This is a genomic window from Pseudomonas sp. HMSC076A11 (assembly GCF_001810205.1).
GTDB lineage: Bacteria > Pseudomonadota > Gammaproteobacteria > Pseudomonadales > Pseudomonadaceae > Pseudomonas > Pseudomonas aeruginosa.
In genome coordinates, this window is record NZ_KV800299.1 from 174,728 (window position 1) to 192,061 (window position 17,334).

Genomic DNA, 17,334 nt, shown 5'->3' on the forward strand with positions numbered 1-17,334 from the left:
CCTGTCGGCGCAGCGTCGGTTCGTCCGCGCTGCGCCGATTCGTATCCAGGCCCGGAAACGTCGCCCCACGGCGTCCGGGCAGGAATCTGCAAGCCCGTCCCGTTTCCGTTGCGGAAGGGAGGGGTGTTTTTTCGAGAAATGGAGGTAATGCATGGAATTGAACTACGACCGACTGGTGCAGCAGACCGAGTCCTGGCTGCCGATCGTGCTGGAGTACAGCGGCAAGGTCGCCCTGGCGCTGCTGACCCTGGCGATCGGCTGGTGGCTGATCAACACCCTGACCGGCCGGGTCGGCGGCCTGCTCGCCAGGCGCAGCGTCGACCGCACCCTGCAAGGCTTCGTCGGCAGCCTGGTGAGCATCGTCCTGAAGATCCTGCTGGTGGTCAGCGTGGCTTCCATGATCGGCATCCAGACCACCAGCTTCGTCGCCGCCATCGGCGCCGCCGGCCTGGCCATCGGCCTGGCCCTGCAAGGCAGCCTGGCTAACTTCGCCGGCGGCGTGCTGATCCTGCTGTTCCGCCCGTTCAAGGTCGGCGACTGGATCGAGGCACAGGGCGTGGCCGGCACCGTGGATTCGATCCTGATCTTCCACACCGTGCTGCGTAGCGGCGACAACAAGCGGATCATCGTGCCCAACGGGGCGCTGTCCAACGGAACGGTGACCAACTACTCCGCCGAGCCGCTGCGCAAGGTGATCTTCGACGTCGGCATCGACTACGACGCCGACCTGAAGAATGCGCAGAACATTCTCCTGGCCATGGCCGATGACCCGCGGGTTCTGAAGGACCCGGCACCGGTGGCGGTGGTTTCCAATCTCGGCGAAAGCGCGATTACCCTGTCCCTGCGGGTCTGGGTGAAGAACGCCGACTACTGGGACGTGATGTTCATGTTCAACGAAAAGGCCCGCGACGCGCTGGGCAAGGAAGGTATCGGCATTCCCTTCCCGCAGCGGGTGGTCAAGGTTGTGCAGGGCGCGATGGCCGACTGAGGTCCGTACGATCCACGAAAAAGGCCGGCGAATGCCGGCCTTTTTCATTCTCGCCTCAGTGCTGCTCGGCGTTCTGGTGTCCCGGCGCCGGCGTCTCGCTGGACGGCGCGCGGCGCAGCCACAACCAGCCGATCAGCAGCAGGGTGGGAATGCCCATCACCGCGGTGACGTAGAAGAAGTGCTCGTAGCCGAGGCTCTCGACCATGGTTCCGGAGTAGCCGCCGATGAAGCGCGGCAGCAGGAGCATGGTCGAGCTGAGCATGGCGTACTGGGTGGCGGAGAACTTCAGGTTGGTCAGGCTCGACAGGTAGGCGACGAAGGCCGAGGCGGCGAGGCCGCCGCTGAAGTTGTCGAGGGTGATGGTCATCACCAGCATCAGCACGTGCGGCTCGAGCGCCATCACCAGGCTGATCACGTCATGGCTGGGCAGGGCCTCGGCGTGCAGCGGGCCGAGCTGGGCGAGCATGGCGAACAGCAGGTTGGTGGCAGCCGAAGCGGCACCGCCGATGAACAGGATGGAGAGGATGCTGAAGCGGGCGATCAGCACCCCGCCGGCGGCGGCGCCGATCAGGGTCATGAGTACGCCGAAGACCTTGCTGACACTGGCGATGACTTCCTTGGAGAAGCCCATGTCGATGTAGAAGACCCCGGCCATCACCCCCATCACCGTGTCCGACAGGCGATAGGTGGAGATCAGGCCGAGCAGCAGCAGGGCCTGCCAGCGATAGCGCTGGACGAACTCGGTGATCGGCGTCAGCACCGGGGCCATCAGCAGGCGTCCGGGTGCCGACAGGCAGGACGCGGCGATCAGCAGGAACAGCGTGCCGCGCGGCCAGGCGCCGGAGTAGTAGGCGCGGCACATGGCGGTGACGGTGACGAGGAGGATGATCAGCACCATCACCGAGACCGCCTGGTGGACGAAATCGAACAGCGGCACTTCCTTGCCGCGCGCCGCCACCAGCAGCGGCCTGCGCACGGTGGCGAGCAGTTCGCGGACCGGGCGGATCTGCTGGCGTCCCCACGGCGACAGGCAGATCCCCATGAGCAGCGCGTAGAGGCCGGCGCGCGGCCAGGCGCGGTCGAGGAGGGCGGTGATCATCGCCGGCAGCGAGATCAGCAGGATCAGCAGCAGGAGCACCGAGAGCAGTTGGTGGTTGAAGTCGAAACGCGACGGGTTGACGTGGATCGGCACGTCCACCGCCGGCTCGCGGATCAGCAGGCTGGTGACCAGCCCAGGCAGGATCAGCAGGGCGAACAACGCATAGGTCAGGCCCCAGGCCGACTGGCTGTAGTTGAGGCTGGTGGAGCCGAACCATTCGGCGAGAATCAGCGCGCCGGCGCTGGCCAGCAGGATCGCCGCGCGGTAGCCGGTCATGTAGCAGGCAGCGAGGGCGGCCTGGCGGCTATCCTCGGCGATTTCCAGGCGGTAGGCGTCGATCGCGATGTCCTGGGTGGCGGAGGCGAACGCCACCAGCAGGGCCAGGCCGATCAGCCAGGGCAGGTGGCTCTGCGGATTGCACAGGGCCATGCCGAGCAGTCCCAGGGCGATCAGCACCTGCGAGAACACCAGCCAGGAACGGCGCCGGCCGAGACGGCCGACGAAGGGCAGGCGCCACTGGTCGAGCATCGGCGACCAGACCCACTTGAAGGCGTACACCAGCCCCAGCCAACTGGCGAAACCGATGGTATCCCGCGCCACGCCGGCTTCGCGCAGCCACACCGACAGGGTGTTGAACACCAGCATGGTCGGCAGGCCGGCGGCGAAGCCGAGCAGCAGGAGGGCCAGGCTGGCGGGAGACTTGTAGGCGACCAGGGCCTCTCGCCAGGATTGCTGAGTCATGGGGTAACCGTTCCGCAAAAAATAACGCGCACTCTAACCGCTCTACTTCGCTGTAAGCCAGCCATGCCGACGTATGTCCACCCTGTCGTTGTGCAGGAGAACGTCTTCCTCGCGCAAGCGTGCGCGTTGTTCGCGACCGCCGGGACTGTCCGCCGGCAGGCTGATGCGACCGCCGGCGCCGAGAACCCGATGCCAGGGCAGGCGGGTATCCACCGGCAACTGGCTGAGCGTCCTGCCGACCCAGCGGGCGGCGCGGCCTAGGCCGGCCAGTTCGGCCAGTTGCCCGTAGCTGACCACCTGCCCCGGCGGCACCTGCGCCAGCACCAGGTACAGGGCCTCGCGGCGCGCCTGGGCACTTGCCGGGTCGCTGCCGGCCCATGCATGCTCATCGGTTTTCCCTTTCCTGTCCGCCTTGTGAACGCCCATGTCGCTCAGAGCCCTCTGTTCAATCGTCGTGATGCTCCTGGCCGGCCCCGCGCTGGCCGACACCGTATGGCTGGACAACGGCGACCGCCTGTCCGGCGAGATCGTGCTGATGGACGGCGGCAAGCTGGCGCTGAAGACCCGTTATGCCGGCCAGGTGCTGATCGATTGGAAGGATATCGACACCATCAGTTCCGACAAACCCCTGCTGATCAAGCAGCAGGGCGTATCCGGGCAGCGTAGCCGAACCCTGGAGGCGGCGGGCAAGGGCATGGTGCGGATCGTCGATGGCGGCAGCCATACCGTCCCGCTGGCCAGTATTCGCCAGATGGTGCCGCCGCGACCGCTGGTGGAGGACCTGGTCTGGGAGGGCAATCTCGACGTCAAGCTGGATAGCAAGCGCAACGACAGCGACAAGGACGAATGGAAGCTCAAGGGCGATACCCGGCTTCGCCACGGTGCCTGGCGCCACGTGCTGGCGGGGGAAGTGGAGCGGGAAAAGAAGGACGGGCGCAAGGTCGAGGACAACTGGGAGCTGGACTACGACCTCGATCGCTTCTTCGACGAACACTGGTTCTGGCGCGGCAGCTATTCGCAGAAGCACGATGCGATCGACAACCTGGAGCGCCAGAGCGCGCTGGGAACCGGCCCCGGCTACCAGTTCTGGGACGACGAACTCGGGCGTTTCGACCTGGTCGCCGAGATCAGTCGCTGGCAACTGGAGTGGCGCGATCAGCCGCGCGAGGATTTCACCTCCTATTCGCTGGAGTGGGACTACAAGCGGCTGCTCGCCGGCACCCGGCTGGAGCTGTACAGCAAGGGGACCGTGCTGGTTCCCGGCATCGAGCGGATCGACTACCTGCTCGACAGCGAATACGGCCTGCGCTATCGCCTGAACAGTTGGGCGCGTCTTTCGTTCCTCTATGAACTGGACCAGTTGCGCACCGAGGGGGGCACCCAGTCCGACCGGCATTACCTGATCGGGGTCGGCGTCGGCTGGTGACGCGGCTCACCTTTCGGTCGATCCGGCTGAACTTTACCGCCCGTGCCCCGGTCCTTGCTCTGCCGCCCGGCATTTGGATAATGCCGGCCTCTTCGAACCCAACTCAGTTGATTTGTGCTCATGTTGTCGAGAATCCTGCTGTGCCTCGCTGCCCTTGCAAGTTCCACCTCTGCCCTTGCCGATACGGTCTGGATGAAGAACGGTGACCGCCTTACCGGCAAGATCACCCTGTTCGACGGCGGCAAGCTGCTGCTGAAGACCGACTATGGCGGCGACATCACGCTCAAGTGGGACAAGATCTCCACCTTCGAGAGCGAGCAGAACCTGCTGGTCAAGCAGGATGCCGAGACTGGCGAGCACTCCAAGGGCATCAAGGCCGCCGGGCCGGGCCAGGTGACCCTGGTCAACGGCGAGCCGAAGACCGTGGAGCTGGCCAGCATCCAGCAGATGATGCCGCCCAAGCCGATCCTCCAGGACTGGGTATGGAACGGCAACGTCGATTTCTCGCTGGACCGCAAGCAGGCCGAGAACGATGTGTCCGACTACGACATCGATTTCAAGACCAACGCCCGCCACGGACTCTGGCGCCACAACGTGCAGGGCGAGTACAACCGCGAGAAGAAGAACGGCCAGGTCAGCACCGACAATTATTCCGGCCAGTACGCGCTGGACCGCTTCATCGACGACCACTGGTTCTGGCAGGGCCAGGTCGCCTACAAGCGCGACATGATCGAGGACCTGGCGAAGAAGCGTACCGTCGGTACCGGCCCCGGCTACCAGTTCTGGGACAACGAGCTGGGCGCGTTCTCCATCGCCACCTTGGTCAACCGCAACGACTACGAGTTCGCCGATGGCGAGAAGGAGCACTTCTATTCGTCGAGCTTCAAGTGGGACTACAACCGCTACCTGCTGGCCAAGCAGTTCGAGCTGTTCACCAACGGCGAGGTCAGCAAGCCGCTGCAATCCGGCCTGGACTACGAGCTGCAGACCGAGGCGGGGATCCGCTACAAGCTGACCAGCTGGGCTTCGCTGAGCATGAAGGCGGAATGGGACAAGTTCAGCGGCAACGACGGCAACGTCAACCAGCGCCGCTATACCTTCGGCCTCGGGGTCGGCTGGTAAGCCGGCCTGCACGAAAAAGCCCCGCGATAGCGGGGCTTTTTCCTTGCGGGGCCGGGGCCTACAGGCGCAGGCCGCCGTCCAGTTCGAGAACGCGGCCGGTGTAGTAGTCGTTCTCGAAGATGTAGGCCACCGAGTGGGCGATCTCCACCGGCTTGCCCATACGCTTGAGGGGGATGCCGGCGGTCATCTTCTCCAGCGCCTCGGGTTTCATCCCGGCGGTCATCTCGGTCTCGATGAAGCCCGGCGCCACGCCGGCCACGCGGATGCCGTAGCGCGCCAGTTCCTTCGCCCAGACCACGGTATCCGCGGCCACCCCGGCCTTGGCTGCCGAGTAGTTGGCCTGGCCCATGTTGCCGGCGCGGGAGATCGAGGAAATGTTGACGATCGCGCCTTCGTTCTTCAGCTCGATCATCTTCGCCGCCACTTCGCGGGTGCAGAGGAACACACCGGTGAGGTTGACGTCGATCACCGATTGCCATTGGGCCAGGCTCATCTTGCTCAACTGGCCGTCCTTGACCTTGATGGTCAGGCCGTCGCGGAGGATGCCGGCGTTGTTGACCAGGCCGTTGATCGCGCCGAAGTCGCTGGCGACCTGGGCCACCATGTGGGTAACCTGTTCCTCGTCCGCCACGTTGCACACGTAGGCGCGAGCGTCGCCGCCGGCGGCCTTGCAGGCAGCGACGGCTTCGTCGAGACGTTCGCGGTTGAGATCGACCAGGGCCAGCCTGGCGCCCTTGCCGGCGAGATATTCGCCCATTGCCCGGCCGAGCCCCTGGCAGCCGCCGGTGATGATGATGACCTTGTCTTTCAATTGCATTGCTTGGAACCCCACGAGCAGTTTCTGGAAGCGGACCTTGCCGGCACCTGCGAACGTACTTTGATATGCCCGTCCGTTTACGACGGATTCTATGCAAGGAGTCATAAATTGAGCGTTGAAGCTGCAAAGAATGCCCGAGAATTGCTGCTCAAGGAATACCGTGCGGTCCTTTCCACCCACTCGAAGAAATGGCCGGGCTTTCCTTTCGGCTCGGTGGTTCCCTATTGCCTGGATGCCGAAGGCCGGCCGCTGATCCTGATCAGCCGGATCGCCCAGCACACCCACAACCTGCAGGCGGACCCGCGCTGCTCGATGCTGGTAGGCGAGCGCGGCGCCGAGGATATCCAGGCTGTCGGCCGCCTCACCCTGCTGGCCGAGGCGCGGCAATTGGCGGAGGAGGAGGTCGCCGCGGCGGCCGAGCGTTACTACCGCTATTTCCCCGAGTCCGCCGACTACCATCGGGTCCACGATTTCGACTTCTGGGTGCTGCAGCCGGTCCAGTGGCGTTTCATCGGCGGTTTCGGCGCGATCCACTGGCTGGCCGCCGAGCGCGTGCCGCTGGCCAATCCGTTCGCCGGAGAAGCCGAGCGCGGCATGGTCGAGCACATGAACAGCGACCACGCCGCCGCCATCGCCCACTATGTGGAACTCGCCGGACTGCCGGCGCATGCCGCGGCGCAGCTGGCGGGAATTGATACAGAAGGTTTCCACCTGCGCATCGGCCAGGGCCTGCACTGGCTGCCGTTCCCCGCCGCCTGCGGCAACCCCGGGGCCGTGCGCCAGGCGCTGGTGCAATTGGCCAGGGCCGAGCGCTGGCCTACCGTCGAGCCGGAGCAGGGTTGAATTCTTCCCCGGCTGGCGCCAACTACTGGTGGTACCGGGGGCAAACGGGCCCCGCCAAGGACTCTGAAATGCGCGCTTTCCTCTTTCTGCTGTTGCTCTTCCCGCTGGTCGAGCTGGCCGTCCTGATCAAGGTCGGCAGTGTCATCGGGGTCGGCTGGACCCTGTTCCTGATCGTCGCCAGCGCCTTCATCGGTGCTGCATTGTTGCGCGTGGCCGGCGTGGCCACCGCCTGGCGCGCCCGCGAACGACTGGCCCGTGGCGAACTGCCGGAGCAGGAAATGCTCGAAGGCCTGTTGATCGCCGTCGGCGGCGGCCTGCTGATGCTGCCGGGTTTCATCAGCGACATCTTCGGCATCCTCTGCCTGATTCCTTTCACCCGTCGCCTGATGCTCGGCGGCCTGCGCCGCCGCGTCGAACAGCAGGCGCTGCGCCGGCGCGCCTTCGCCGACGACCTGAACGCCCGCTACGGACAGGGTCCGTCGCGGCCGAACGTCATCGAGGGCGAGTACGAGCGCCGCGACGATTCGCGCAACTGAAAAAAAATTTCACTGCATGCCCTTGAAATGGCTTGTGGCGACCTTATGTAACGGTCACCGCAAGGTCCCTGCCACAAGGGCAGGCTGTCTTACGCGGCTCGCGCGTCGAGTCGCAACCCGGCAACGCCGGCTTCAACAAAACCCGCCGGACTTCGATCCGGCCGTTGGAAACCACTGTTTGGGAGAGTTACGACTATGAAGCTTCGTCCTCTGCATGATCGCGTCGTTATCCGTCGCAGCGAGGAAGAGACCAAGACCGCAGGCGGCATCGTGCTGCCGGGTTCCGCCGCCGAGAAGCCGAACCGCGGTGAAGTGGTAGCCGTAGGTACCGGTCGTGTACTGGACAACGGCGAAGTGCGCGCTCTGGCAGTGAAGGTGGGCGACAAGGTGGTCTTCGGGCCTTACTCCGGCAGCAACGCCATCAAGGTCGATGGCGAGGAACTGCTGGTGATGGGCGAGTCCGAAATCCTCGCCGTCCTGGAAGACTGATCGGTCTCACCACTCCGTTTTCACCGAATTCGATTTAGAGGAAAGAGAACATGGCTGCCAAAGAAGTTAAGTTCGGCGATTCCGCTCGCAAGAAAATGCTGGTCGGCGTGAACGTGCTGGCCGATGCCGTCAAGGCCACCCTCGGCCCGAAAGGCCGCAACGTGGTTCTGGACAAGTCCTTCGGCGCTCCGACCATCACCAAGGACGGCGTTTCCGTCGCCAAGGAAATCGAGCTGAAAGACAAGTTCGAGAACATGGGCGCGCAACTGGTGAAAGACGTTGCCTCCAAGGCCAACGACGCTGCCGGTGACGGCACCACCACCGCGACCGTCCTGGCCCAGGCCATCGTCAACGAAGGCCTGAAGGCCGTTGCCGCCGGCATGAACCCGATGGACCTGAAGCGTGGCATCGACAAGGCCACCGTGGCTATCGTCGCCCAGCTGAAAGAGCTGGCCAAGCCCTGCGCCGACACCAAGGCCATCGCCCAGGTAGGCACCATCTCCGCCAACTCCGACGAGTCCATCGGCCAGATCATTGCCGAAGCCATGGAAAAAGTCGGTAAAGAAGGCGTGATCACCGTCGAGGAAGGCTCGGGCCTGGAAAACGAACTGTCCGTCGTCGAAGGCATGCAGTTCGATCGTGGCTACCTGTCCCCCTACTTCGTGAACAAGCCGGACACCATGGCTGCCGAGCTGGATAGCCCGCTGCTGCTGCTGGTCGACAAGAAGATCTCCAACATCCGCGAAATGCTGCCGGTGCTGGAAGCCGTCGCCAAGGCCGGCCGTCCGCTGCTGATCGTCGCCGAGGACGTCGAGGGCGAAGCCCTGGCCACCCTGGTGGTGAACAACATGCGTGGCATCGTCAAGGTCGCGGCTGTCAAGGCTCCGGGCTTCGGCGATCGCCGCAAGGCCATGCTGCAGGACATCGCCATCCTCACCGGCGGTACCGTGATCAGCGAAGAAGTCGGCCTGAGCCTGGAAGGCGCTACCCTGGAGCACCTGGGCAACGCCAAGCGCGTCGTGATCAACAAGGAAAACACCACCATCATCGATGGCGCCGGTGTGCAGGCTGATATCGAAGCCCGCGTCCTGCAGATCCGCAAGCAGATCGAGGAAACCACTTCCGACTACGACCGCGAGAAGCTGCAAGAGCGCCTGGCCAAGCTGGCCGGCGGTGTTGCCGTGATCAAGGTAGGCGCTGCCACCGAAGTCGAGATGAAAGAGAAGAAAGCCCGCGTCGAAGACGCCCTGCACGCTACCCGTGCAGCGGTGGAAGAGGGCGTGGTTCCCGGCGGCGGCGTAGCCCTGGTTCGTGCCCTGCAAGCCATCGAAGGCCTGAAGGGTGACAACGAGGAGCAGAACGTCGGTATCGCCCTGCTGCGTCGCGCCGTCGAATCGCCGCTGCGCCAGATCGTGGCCAACGCCGGCGACGAGCCGAGCGTAGTGGTCGACAAGGTCAAGCAGGGTTCCGGCAACTACGGCTTCAACGCTGCTACCGGCGTGTACGGCGACATGATCGAGATGGGCATCCTGGACCCGGCCAAGGTCACTCGTTCCGCTCTGCAGGCTGCGGCCTCCATCGGCGGTCTGATGATCACCACCGAAGCCATGGTTGCCGAGATCGTGGAAGACAAGCCGGCCATGGGCGGCATGCCTGACATGGGCGGCATGGGCGGCATGGGCGGCATGATGTAAGCCGACCGGCCCCTGTGGTTGGAAAAGCCCCGCTTCGGCGGGGCTTTTTTATTCCTCAGTGCGGGCAGTCCTGGCGGTAGCCCGGCAGCTCCCTTGCCGCCGGTTCGCAGGCCAGGCGCAGTGCCTGCTTCAGGTCGTCGGGCAGAGTGGCGCGGCTGATCGGCCGCCAGTGCATGCGTTCGCCGAAATAGCGCGCCCAGTGGAATTCGATGAAATAGCTCTGCCGATCCTTGTCGAAGGCGTTCTCGTCCTCGGCGTAGCCGGCCAGGGCGCGGTAGGGATCGTCGCCAAGCCCGGCGAGAGCGTCCGGCAGGGCCTCGGGCGGGATCTCCGCGCCACGCGCATCGTGCAGCCAGACCCAGTGGTTTTCCTGCATCTTCTCCCAGAAGTCGCTGGCCTGGGGTAGCCGGCCGATCACCTTCACCGGCACGCCCTGTTTCGGGTCCAGGCGCCAGAGCGCGCTACTCAGGTGATGGCGATCGGTGAGGTAGAAGCGGCCGCCGGGGCCGATCACCACCGGAATCTCCTTCTTGCGCAAGTAGCGCTCGAGAGCCTTGGGCTTCTTCCCGGCGAGCTTGGCCTGGTCATCCTCGACCTGCAGCAGGCCGACATTCTGCTGGGTCGGGTGGAGGGCCGCGAGCGGCAGCTCGCACCAGCTACCGACAGAGGTTTGCGGCGAGCAATCCTCGGCCTGGGCGGTGGCGGACAGGAACAGGCAGCAAAGCAGCAGGACTGGGCGCATGGGGGCTCCGGCGAAGGAAGGGGGAAGGTTCCCTAGACTGGCACGCTTCGGGCGATCCGGCGTACTCCGGCCTTTGATAGGTGCCTCGCTTTGTGCCAATCTTGCCGACAGGAGATGGCATTCCTCCTTCAACCGCCCCTGGGGCTGATGATGCCTACGCATGAACCTGGAAAGGCGCGTAGGCGCTCGCCTGCCGCCTGTCCGAATCGCTCCTACAAGGACAGGACTATGTGGAAATCCATTCTCGCCATCGCCCTCGGCGCCGCCCTGGGGGCGTTGCTGCGCTGGTTCCTCGGGCTCAAGCTGAACAGCCTGCTGCCCAGCATTCCCCCCGGCACGCTGCTGGCCAACCTGGTCGGCGGCTATGTCATCGGCGCGGCGATTGCCTATTTCGCCCAGGCGCCGGGCATCGCTCCGGAATGGCGGCTACTGATCATCACCGGGTTCTGCGGCGGCCTGACCACTTTCTCCACCTTTTCCGCCGAGGTCGTCAGCCTGCTTCAGGAGGGCCGCCTGGGCTGGGCCGCCGGGGCCATCGCGACGCACGTCAGCGGCTCGTTGCTGATGACCCTGCTGGGGTTGTTCTCGATGAACTGGATGCTGGGCAAATAGCGCAGCGGGAGGACCGACCATGCAAGGCTATCAACTGACCTTCATCACCCAGCAGGGGCGCCGCCACCAGGGCCAGCCGATCTGCGACTGGCTGCTGGAAGAGGCGCGCCGCCTGGGCGTGCGCGGTGCCACCGCGCTGGCTGCCAGCGAAGGCTTCGGCCAGAGCGGCCGGCTGCATTCGATGCACTTCTTCGAGCTGGCCGACCAGCCGCAGGAAATCCTCATGGCGGTCGATCCCGAGCAGTCAGAACGGCTGTTCGAGTCGATCCGCCAGGCCGGCGTGCGGCTGTTCTACATGAAGGTGCCCATCGAGTTCGGCGTGCTGGGAGCGGACGAATCGTCTTCCTGAACGCGGTTTTCGTCGGCGCCGCCGTTGCGCTGTCCCCGCGTCTCCGGTCGGTAGAGCATCAGGCGGTACAGGCCGAGGCAGATCAGCCAGTCGAACAGCATCGTCCACAGGTTGTGCGAGAGGAAGTGCGCACCTTGCAGCATGCGCGACAGCGATAGCAGACAGCCCATGGCGAAGGCGAAGGCCAGGGCGTAGCGCGCCAGCCTGGGCTTGCGGTCGCGCAGGGCGAAGAACAGCGCGAACAGGACGAATCCGGACGATGCGTGCCCGCCCGGCCAGCAGCGTCCGGGGTGCTCGGTCGGCGGCCGTGGGCTGAGCAGCGAACTATAGGTTTCCTCGCCGCCGAACTGCGCCAGGCTCCAGGGGCACTGCACGGCGGTGAGCGCCTTGAGCGGAGTGACTATGCTGGCTGCAAGGCTCATGGCGAGGAACACATAGGCCAGCGGCCTGCTCAGTGCGCGCCATGGCCGGTGGAACAGTCCGGCGATGGAGACCAGCAGGCCGAGGACGCTGATGGCGATCACCAGTTGCTTGACCCGGTCGTGCAGGATGTTCTCCAGGAACCAACTGTGCCGGCCGATGAAGCCGGCGCCCGGGTCGTACATCAGGTTGGCCAGGGCGAGGTCGAGGGTCACCGGCTCGAAGGCCAGCAGCAGTGCCGCCAGGCCCAGCGGCAGGGCGAGGAACAGCCAGGGGTTGAATGGACGGGAAGGGGAATGGACGGCGGCCTGGGTCATGCGATCTCCAACGCTGGCGTTGACGTTCTCTTGACTTCGACGCTGGTTAAATCCACCGCCGGGGTTCGTGCGCATCCGCAAAGCCGCTATGATCGGCGGCCATGGAAGACGCCATGCAGTCTCTGGTGGCGAGCGTAGAGCCGGTGTGAATCGCCGGTGAAGAATCCGTAAATGCGCGAGAGGCGCTCGATCGGTCTTCCTGCGAAGGAGTGGGACATGCGAATACTGGTGGTCGAAGACAACCGCGACATCCTGGCCAACCTGGCCGATTACCTGTCGCTCAAGGGCTATACCGTGGATTGCGCGCAGGACGGGCTGTCCGGCCTGCACCTGGCGGCCACCGAGCACTACGACCTGATCGTGCTCGACGTGATGCTGCCGGGAATCGACGGCTATGCCCTGTGCCGGCGCCTGCGCGAAGACGCACGGCGCGACACCCCGGTGATCATGCTCACCGCCCGCGACCAGTTGGACGATCGCCTGCAGGGGTTTCGTTCCGGAGCCGACGATTACCTGGTCAAGCCCTTCGCCCTTTCCGAACTTTCCGCACGCATCGAGGCGGTGCTGCGTCGCGCCCAGGGTGGCGGCCGCCGCGAGCTGAGCGTGGCCGATCTCAGCTATGACCTGGACACCCTGGAGGTCAAGCGCGCGGGCAAGTCGCTCAAGCTCAATCCGATCGGCCTAAAGCTGCTCGCAGTGCTGATGCAGAAGAGCCCCCATGTGGTGCGCCGGGATGCCCTGGAAGAAGCGGTCTGGGGCGACGACTGCCCGGACAGTGACAGCCTGCGCAGCCACGTCCATCAACTCCGTCAGGTGATCGACAAGCCATTCTCCGTGGCCTTGCTGCATACGGTGCATGGCGTCGGCTACCGCCTGGCGGAGGAGCCGAATGGAGTATAAGCAGAGCCTCGCCCGCCGGATCGTCATCGCCTTCATGCTGATGACGGTCGCCGTGGGGGGACTGTTCTCCGCCGGCATCGTCGGCGTGGTCCACATCATCGAGGAGCGCCTGATTTCCCGCGACCTGGGCGGCGAGCTGGAGCGCATCCTGCGCGACGACCTGGCCCAGGGACGCAACCCGGTGCTCGATCCCGGCATGCGCTTCTTCATCAGCGACGGCCAGGGCTCCTACGCCATGCCGCCGGCGCTGGACCAACTGGATGTCGGTTTCCACGAAGTGTTCGAGGGCGACTTGTCGTTCCATGCGCTGGTGCGCGACATCGATGGTCGCCGCTTCGTCCTGCTGCAGGACCAGAGCGATTTCGAAGCGCGCGAGCAGGTGCTCTACGCCTCGGTGCTGACCGGCTACGTGCTGAGCATCGCCCTGGCCGGCCTGCTTGGCTGGATGCTCGCGCGCAAGGTGATGGAGCCGGTGGTGCGCCTGGCGCGCCAGGTGCGGCATCGCGAACAGTTGCTCGGTCTGGCGCCGCCGTTGGCGCCGGACTACGCCAACGACGAGGTCGGCGAGCTGGCCGCTTCCTTCGACGAGACCCTTGGCCGCCTGCGCGACGCGCTCAAGCGCGAGCAATTGTTCACCAGCGACGTCAGTCATGAGTTGCGTACGCCGTTGATGGTCATCGCCACCTCATGCGAACTGCTGGCCGAAGAACCCAGCCTCGGCCCGCGCGCCCGTGGCCAACTGGAGCGGATGACCAAGGCCACCGAGGAGATGCGCGACCTGGTGCAAACCTTCCTGTTGCTGGCGCGTGCGCAGAAGGGCGAGGAAAGCCTGGCGCCCCACGGTAGCCTGGAGAGCATCGCCGACGACCTGGTCCAGGTCTGGCGCGAACAGGTCGAGGCGCGAGGACTGACCCTGCACTACCGCAACGAAGGCGCCTGCGCCGGCCAGTTCAACGCGCCACTGCTGCGCGCGGTGATGGGCAACCTGTTGCGCAACGCGACCCACTACACCGATGCCGGGAGCATCACGCTGACCCTCGACGAGCATGGTTTCAGCGTCGAGGACACCGGGGCGGGCGTCCCGGAAGAACAACGCGAACGCATTTTCATGCCCTTCGTTCGCGGCAGTTCCAGCTCCGGGCGCGGCGAAGGCCTTGGCCTCGGGCTCTCGCTGGTGAAGCGGATCTGCGCCGCCGAGGGCTGGAGCGTAACCCTCAGCGCGGTGGAGCCGCATGGCTGCCGGTTCGAAGTTTTACTCGATGTTGCTTGACGAAAAATTCACCACCCCTTGACCCGAGCTTGACGGCTGGATTCATACCGTTCGTCTCATGAATCCTGGAGTTCCCGTCATGAACAATCCGCCTGTCGACCTCGACTTTTCTCACAAGTATGATCGCGAGCATGCTGAGGCCTACCTGAAGAAGCATCAGGACGGCCTCGCCCGGAAACTTTCCCACCGGCGCGACGTCCAACTCGCCCGGCACGCGCTGAAGCTCGCGGGGCAGCCCAACCTGGTGCTCGACCTGCCCTGCGGCGCCGGACGCTTCTGGCCGCTGCTGGCGGAAAAGGACAACCGGGTGATCATCGGCGCCGACAATTCCGCGGACATGCTGGCGGTCGCCTGCGCCGGTCAGCCGGACGGTGTGGTGAAACGGGTACGGCCCTTGCAGACTTCCGCTTTCGCCATCGACCTGCCGGACAGCTCGGTGGACAATATCTTCTGCATGCGGCTGCTCCACCACATCGGCGAGGCGGACGATCGACGCGTCCTGCTCCGCGAGTTTCACCGGGTCACGCGGGACAGCGTGATCCTTTCCCTCTGGGTCGATGGCAATTTCAAGGCCTGGAAGCGTAGGCGCATGGAGGCACGGCGGGTAGCGAACGGGGAACAGACCGGCTACCAGAACCGCTTCGTATTACCAGCCGAAACGGTCGAGCGCGAGTTCCGCGACGCCGGCTTCGTCGTCCAGAAGCATCTCGATTTCATCCCGCTGTATCACATGTGGCGGGTCTATATCTTGCGAAAGGAATAACGATGGCTCCCGATCTGGCATCCCTGCAACGTATCTCCGGCGACTCCGCCATCGACCAGTGGTTGCAGGTACCCGGCAGCTGGGTCGAGGAGCCCAACGAGCGCCGTGGCGGGGCCAGCGGCGTGCAGCGGGTGTACACCGGCGATGGACGGCTGCTCTATCGCAAGCAGCAGACCGGCCACGTCTACCGCGACTGGCAGCGCCCTTTCGGCTATCCCACCGCCATGCGCGAGCGCGATGCGCTACGGGCCTTCGAGTCGCTTGGTATTCGCGTGCCGCGCCTGGTCTATTCCGGCTGCCGCAAGGTCGACGGACAATGGCAGGCGCTGCTGGTGACCGAAGCCCTGGAGGGTTTCTCCAGCCTCGACGAGTGCTATGCGCGCGGTGACCAGGACCGCTGGGGCGAAGCGAAGCACCAAAGAATTCTGCAACAAATCGGCGCTACCATTGCCCGGATGAATCTCGCCCACTGGCAGCACGGTTGTCTCTATCCGAAGCACATCTTCGTCCGCGTCGAGGGCGAGGCCATCGAAGTAGCGCTGATCGACCTGGAGAAGAGCCGCCGCCGCCTTACGGTGAACAAGGCGTCCCAGCACGACCTGAAGCAGTTGAAGCGCCGCTCGTCGTGGACTGGCGCGCAGTGGCAAGCCTTCATCTATGGTTACCAGACGGCGTTTGGCAGCGCCATCAAAGGGTTGCAGACATGAAATTAGAAATCACTCGAGGTTTGTTGCTGGTCGGCGCTCTCGCCGTGGCTACAGCCGCGGCTGCCGCCTGGCACGAACCCGCGCCGAACGTGGTGCAGATGAGCGGCGGTCATGAGTACTGCCCGACGCCTTCGGTGCTCAAGGCCGAGCGGCCGACGCGCCAGGAGGTCCAGCCGAACAAGGACATCCTGCTGCTGATGTTCGGTCTTTCCCAGGGGGGAGCCAGCCTGTCGCGCTGAGTCTCCTTGTCGAAGAAGCCCCGCCTTGGCGGGGCTTTTTCATGGGCGATGAGATCGTCGGAGGCATGGGCCGAATAAGGACCAGGCCTCATGCGCCACCTTGCCGCGGCGCGCCAGGCTTGCCCTAGGCGACCTGGAACACGTGCTTGAGGTAGTGGATGAAGTCCGGGTCCCGGCATTGCGCCTTGCCGGGCGTATCGGAGATCTTCGCCACCGGATGGCCGTTGCAGGCGCTCATCTTCACCACGATGTTCATCGGCTCGACGCCCGGCAGGTCGCAGGTGAAATGCGTGCCTATGCCGAAGCTGACGTTGATCCGGCCCTGCAACGCGCGATAGATCTTCAGGGCCCGCGGCAGGTCGAGGCCGTCGGAGAACACCAGGGTCTTGGTCAACGGGTCGATGCCCAGCTTGAGGTAGTGGGCGATGGTCTTTTCCGCCCACAGCAAAGGGTCGCCCGAGTCGTGGCGGAGGCCGTCGAAGAGCTTGGCGAAATAGAGGTCGAAGTCGCGCAGGAAGGCATCGGTGGTGATGCAGTCGGTCAGCGCGATGCCGAGCAGCCCACGGTATTCGCGGACCCAGCAGTCCAACGCGGCACTCTGGCTATCGATCAGGCGCGGACCGAGCTGCTGGTGGGCCATCAGCCATTCGTGGGCCATGGTGCCGAGGGGCTTGAGGTCGAGCTTGCGTGCCAGGTGGACGTTGCTGGTGCCGACGAAGCAGCCCGGAAAGTCCTCCTTCAGACCGCTCACCACCGCCTCGTGGACCCGATAGGAGAAGCGGCGGCGGGTACCGAAGTCGGCCATCTTGAAGCCGGCCAGTTCCTCGGCGCTGGCCTCCCGGCGCAGCCAATCGAACTTTTCCTGCAGGCGTTCGCGCGCCTGCTCGACGGTGGCGGCCGGGTAGCGGGCGCGGTTGCGCACCTCGCTGATCATCGCCAGCAGCGGCACTTCGAAGAGGATCACGTGCAGCCAGGGACCTTTCAGGCGCAGGAAGAATTCGTCGTTCTCGATGCCGGTCTGCACGTAGCGCGGGTTGAAGCGGAACAACCCGAGGAAGCGGATGAAGTCCGGCGCGAGGAAGGGAATCCGTTCGAGGAAGGCCAGTTGCTCGTCGCTGATCGCCAGGCCCGCCAGGTATTCCAGCTGTTCGCGGATGGCCGGCAGGTACAGGCGCAGGTCTTCCTGGTTGCGGCAGCGGAACTCCCACTCCACCTCGGCGTTGGGATAGTTGTGCAGCACCGCCTGCATCATGGTCAGCT

At 64.9% G+C, this 17,334-nt stretch carries 20 protein-coding genes and 1 riboswitch; of the genes, 14 read left to right on the plus strand and 6 right to left on the minus strand.

Going from position 1 to position 17,334, the window contains the following annotated elements:
• The first annotated feature begins 151 nt into the window (after nt 1–151).
• Nucleotides 152–988 (plus strand): mechanosensitive ion channel family protein, encoded by an 837-nt coding sequence (locus HMPREF2716_RS13135; RefSeq protein ID WP_003094078.1) that lies wholly within the window; start codon nt 152–154, stop codon nt 986–988.
• Between the two features lie 55 nt (nt 989–1,043).
• On the opposite strand, the gene ampG is transcribed toward HMPREF2716_RS13135, so the two are convergent.
• Both ampG and HMPREF2716_RS13145 read right to left on the minus strand, forming a co-directional pair.
• Nucleotides 1,044–2,828, minus strand: coding sequence for an MFS transporter AmpG (ampG, locus tag HMPREF2716_RS13140; protein WP_003094076.1), 1,785 nt, complete (start codon nt 2,826–2,828; stop codon nt 1,044–1,046).
• Nucleotides 2,829–2,870: 42 nt separating this feature from the next.
• A complete protein-coding gene (locus tag HMPREF2716_RS13145) occupies nt 2,871–3,254 on the minus strand; it encodes an MGMT family protein (RefSeq protein ID WP_023518065.1) in 384 nt (127 codons plus the stop codon).
• On the opposite strand from HMPREF2716_RS13145, the gene HMPREF2716_RS13150 reads away from it, so the two are divergent.
• Nucleotides 3,253–4,254, plus strand: a complete 1,002-nt coding sequence (locus HMPREF2716_RS13150; RefSeq protein ID WP_003120893.1) for a DUF481 domain-containing protein — start codon at nt 3,253–3,255, stop codon at nt 4,252–4,254. The genes HMPREF2716_RS13145 and HMPREF2716_RS13150 overlap by 2 nt on opposite strands.
• A 114-nt stretch (nt 4,255–4,368) precedes the next feature.
• On the plus strand, nt 4,369–5,376 hold the full coding sequence (locus HMPREF2716_RS13155; RefSeq protein WP_003120892.1) for a DUF481 domain-containing protein: 1,008 nt from the start codon (nt 4,369–4,371) through the stop codon (nt 5,374–5,376).
• Between the two features lie 58 nt (nt 5,377–5,434).
• On the opposite strand, the gene HMPREF2716_RS13160 is transcribed toward HMPREF2716_RS13155, so the two are convergent.
• Nucleotides 5,435–6,193, minus strand: coding sequence for an SDR family oxidoreductase (locus HMPREF2716_RS13160; protein ID WP_003094072.1), 759 nt, complete (start codon nt 6,191–6,193; stop codon nt 5,435–5,437).
• Between the two features lie 108 nt (nt 6,194–6,301).
• Here HMPREF2716_RS13160 and HMPREF2716_RS13165 point away from each other — a divergent pair, with 108 nt between their 5' ends.
• The 4 genes from HMPREF2716_RS13165 (at nt 6,302) to groL (ending at nt 9,755) form a co-directional block, all read left to right on the plus strand.
• On the plus strand, nt 6,302–7,036 hold the full coding sequence (locus HMPREF2716_RS13165) for a HugZ family pyridoxamine 5'-phosphate oxidase (RefSeq protein ID WP_003112758.1): 735 nt from the start codon (nt 6,302–6,304) through the stop codon (nt 7,034–7,036).
• 68 nt (nt 7,037–7,104) lie between these two features.
• Nucleotides 7,105–7,572 (plus strand): FxsA family protein, encoded by a 468-nt coding sequence (locus tag HMPREF2716_RS13170; protein ID WP_003094066.1) that lies wholly within the window; start codon nt 7,105–7,107, stop codon nt 7,570–7,572.
• Between the two features lie 195 nt (nt 7,573–7,767).
• Nucleotides 7,768–8,061, plus strand: a complete 294-nt coding sequence (locus tag HMPREF2716_RS13175) for a co-chaperone GroES (protein WP_003094064.1) — start codon at nt 7,768–7,770, stop codon at nt 8,059–8,061.
• A 50-nt stretch (nt 8,062–8,111) separates the two neighbouring features.
• Nucleotides 8,112–9,755 carry a chaperonin GroEL gene (gene groL / locus HMPREF2716_RS13180; RefSeq protein ID WP_003094059.1) on the plus strand — a complete coding sequence of 548 codons (1,644 nt, stop codon included), beginning with the start codon at nt 8,112–8,114 and terminating at the stop codon, nt 9,753–9,755.
• A 55-nt stretch (nt 9,756–9,810) separates the two neighbouring features.
• Here groL and HMPREF2716_RS13185 read toward each other — a convergent pair whose 3' ends face one another.
• Entirely contained in the window at nt 9,811–10,497 is a 687-nt protein-coding gene (locus HMPREF2716_RS13185; RefSeq protein ID WP_003102671.1) for a ParB-like protein, read from the minus strand.
• Nucleotides 10,498–10,598: 101 nt separating this feature from the next.
• Nucleotides 10,599–10,661, plus strand: a riboswitch (Fluoride riboswitch).
• 64 nt (nt 10,662–10,725) lie between these two features.
• On the opposite strand from HMPREF2716_RS13185, the gene crcB reads away from it, so the two are divergent.
• Both crcB and HMPREF2716_RS13195 read left to right on the plus strand, forming a co-directional pair.
• Entirely contained in the window at nt 10,726–11,109 is a 384-nt protein-coding gene (gene crcB, locus HMPREF2716_RS13190) for a fluoride efflux transporter CrcB (protein WP_003094051.1), read from the plus strand.
• 19 nt (nt 11,110–11,128) lie between these two features.
• Nucleotides 11,129–11,458 carry a DUF190 domain-containing protein gene (locus tag HMPREF2716_RS13195; RefSeq protein WP_003112759.1) on the plus strand — a complete coding sequence of 110 codons (330 nt, stop codon included), beginning with the start codon at nt 11,129–11,131 and terminating at the stop codon, nt 11,456–11,458.
• Here the strand turns inward: HMPREF2716_RS13195 and HMPREF2716_RS13200 are convergent.
• Complete coding sequence (locus HMPREF2716_RS13200; RefSeq protein WP_003112760.1) at nt 11,401–12,195, minus strand: phosphatase PAP2 family protein; 795 nt, start codon at nt 12,193–12,195, stop codon at nt 11,401–11,403. The two genes, HMPREF2716_RS13195 and HMPREF2716_RS13200, sit on opposite strands and share 58 nt — an antisense overlap.
• Before the next feature lie 216 nt (nt 12,196–12,411).
• Here HMPREF2716_RS13200 and HMPREF2716_RS13205 point away from each other — a divergent pair, with 216 nt between their 5' ends.
• The 5 genes from HMPREF2716_RS13205 (at nt 12,412) to HMPREF2716_RS13225 (ending at nt 16,074) form a co-directional block, all read left to right on the plus strand.
• Nucleotides 12,412–13,095 (plus strand): response regulator transcription factor, encoded by a 684-nt coding sequence (locus HMPREF2716_RS13205; RefSeq protein WP_003094039.1) that lies wholly within the window; start codon nt 12,412–12,414, stop codon nt 13,093–13,095.
• Nucleotides 13,085–14,365 carry a sensor histidine kinase gene (locus HMPREF2716_RS13210; protein ID WP_003094037.1) on the plus strand — a complete coding sequence of 427 codons (1,281 nt, stop codon included), beginning with the start codon at nt 13,085–13,087 and terminating at the stop codon, nt 14,363–14,365. The genes HMPREF2716_RS13205 and HMPREF2716_RS13210 overlap by 11 nt, the downstream gene beginning before the upstream one ends.
• Nucleotides 14,366–14,444: 79 nt before the next feature.
• Nucleotides 14,445–15,128, plus strand: coding sequence for a class I SAM-dependent methyltransferase (locus HMPREF2716_RS13215; RefSeq protein ID WP_003094031.1), 684 nt, complete (start codon nt 14,445–14,447; stop codon nt 15,126–15,128).
• A gap of 2 nt (nt 15,129–15,130) precedes the next feature.
• On the plus strand, nt 15,131–15,835 hold the full coding sequence (locus HMPREF2716_RS13220) for a lipopolysaccharide kinase InaA family protein (protein ID WP_003094029.1): 705 nt from the start codon (nt 15,131–15,133) through the stop codon (nt 15,833–15,835).
• Entirely contained in the window at nt 15,832–16,074 is a 243-nt protein-coding gene (locus HMPREF2716_RS13225; protein ID WP_012077171.1) for a hypothetical protein, read from the plus strand. The genes HMPREF2716_RS13220 and HMPREF2716_RS13225 overlap by 4 nt, the downstream gene beginning before the upstream one ends.
• 124 nt (nt 16,075–16,198) lie before the next feature.
• Here the strand turns inward: HMPREF2716_RS13225 and pncB are convergent.
• Nucleotides 16,199–17,334, minus strand: a 1,136-nt coding sequence (gene pncB / locus HMPREF2716_RS13230; RefSeq protein ID WP_070621911.1) for a nicotinate phosphoribosyltransferase, incomplete at its 5' end; no start/stop codon positions are given.

Excerpts from the sequence above, each read along its gene's own strand:
- HMPREF2716_RS13135 (WP_003094078.1), top strand. The coding sequence starts at position 152 with ATGGAATTGAACTACGACCGACTGGTGCAGCAGACCGAGTCCTGGCTG.
- ampG (WP_003094076.1), bottom strand. The coding sequence starts at position 2,828 with ATGACTCAGCAATCCTGGCGAGAGGCCCTGGTCGCCTACAAGTCTCCC.
- HMPREF2716_RS13150 (WP_003120893.1), top strand. The coding sequence starts at position 3,253 with ATGTCGCTCAGAGCCCTCTGTTCAATCGTCGTGATGCTCCTGGCCGGC.
- HMPREF2716_RS13145 (WP_023518065.1), bottom strand. The coding sequence starts at position 3,254 with ATGGGCGTTCACAAGGCGGACAGGAAAGGGAAAACCGATGAGCATGCA.
- HMPREF2716_RS13160 (WP_003094072.1), bottom strand. The coding sequence starts at position 6,193 with ATGCAATTGAAAGACAAGGTCATCATCATCACCGGCGGCTGCCAGGGG.
- HMPREF2716_RS13170 (WP_003094066.1), top strand. The coding sequence starts at position 7,105 with ATGCGCGCTTTCCTCTTTCTGCTGTTGCTCTTCCCGCTGGTCGAGCTG.
- HMPREF2716_RS13175 (WP_003094064.1), top strand. The coding sequence starts at position 7,768 with ATGAAGCTTCGTCCTCTGCATGATCGCGTCGTTATCCGTCGCAGCGAG.
- groL (WP_003094059.1), top strand. The coding sequence starts at position 8,112 with ATGGCTGCCAAAGAAGTTAAGTTCGGCGATTCCGCTCGCAAGAAAATG.
- HMPREF2716_RS13185 (WP_003102671.1), bottom strand. The coding sequence starts at position 10,497 with ATGCGCCCAGTCCTGCTGCTTTGCTGCCTGTTCCTGTCCGCCACCGCC.
- crcB (WP_003094051.1), top strand. The coding sequence starts at position 10,726 with ATGTGGAAATCCATTCTCGCCATCGCCCTCGGCGCCGCCCTGGGGGCG.
- HMPREF2716_RS13195 (WP_003112759.1), top strand. The coding sequence starts at position 11,129 with ATGCAAGGCTATCAACTGACCTTCATCACCCAGCAGGGGCGCCGCCAC.
- HMPREF2716_RS13200 (WP_003112760.1), bottom strand. The coding sequence starts at position 12,195 with ATGACCCAGGCCGCCGTCCATTCCCCTTCCCGTCCATTCAACCCCTGG.
- HMPREF2716_RS13205 (WP_003094039.1), top strand. The coding sequence starts at position 12,412 with ATGCGAATACTGGTGGTCGAAGACAACCGCGACATCCTGGCCAACCTG.
- HMPREF2716_RS13210 (WP_003094037.1), top strand. The coding sequence starts at position 13,085 with ATGGAGTATAAGCAGAGCCTCGCCCGCCGGATCGTCATCGCCTTCATG.
- HMPREF2716_RS13215 (WP_003094031.1), top strand. The coding sequence starts at position 14,445 with ATGAACAATCCGCCTGTCGACCTCGACTTTTCTCACAAGTATGATCGC.
- HMPREF2716_RS13220 (WP_003094029.1), top strand. The coding sequence starts at position 15,131 with ATGGCTCCCGATCTGGCATCCCTGCAACGTATCTCCGGCGACTCCGCC.
- HMPREF2716_RS13225 (WP_012077171.1), top strand. The coding sequence starts at position 15,832 with ATGAAATTAGAAATCACTCGAGGTTTGTTGCTGGTCGGCGCTCTCGCC.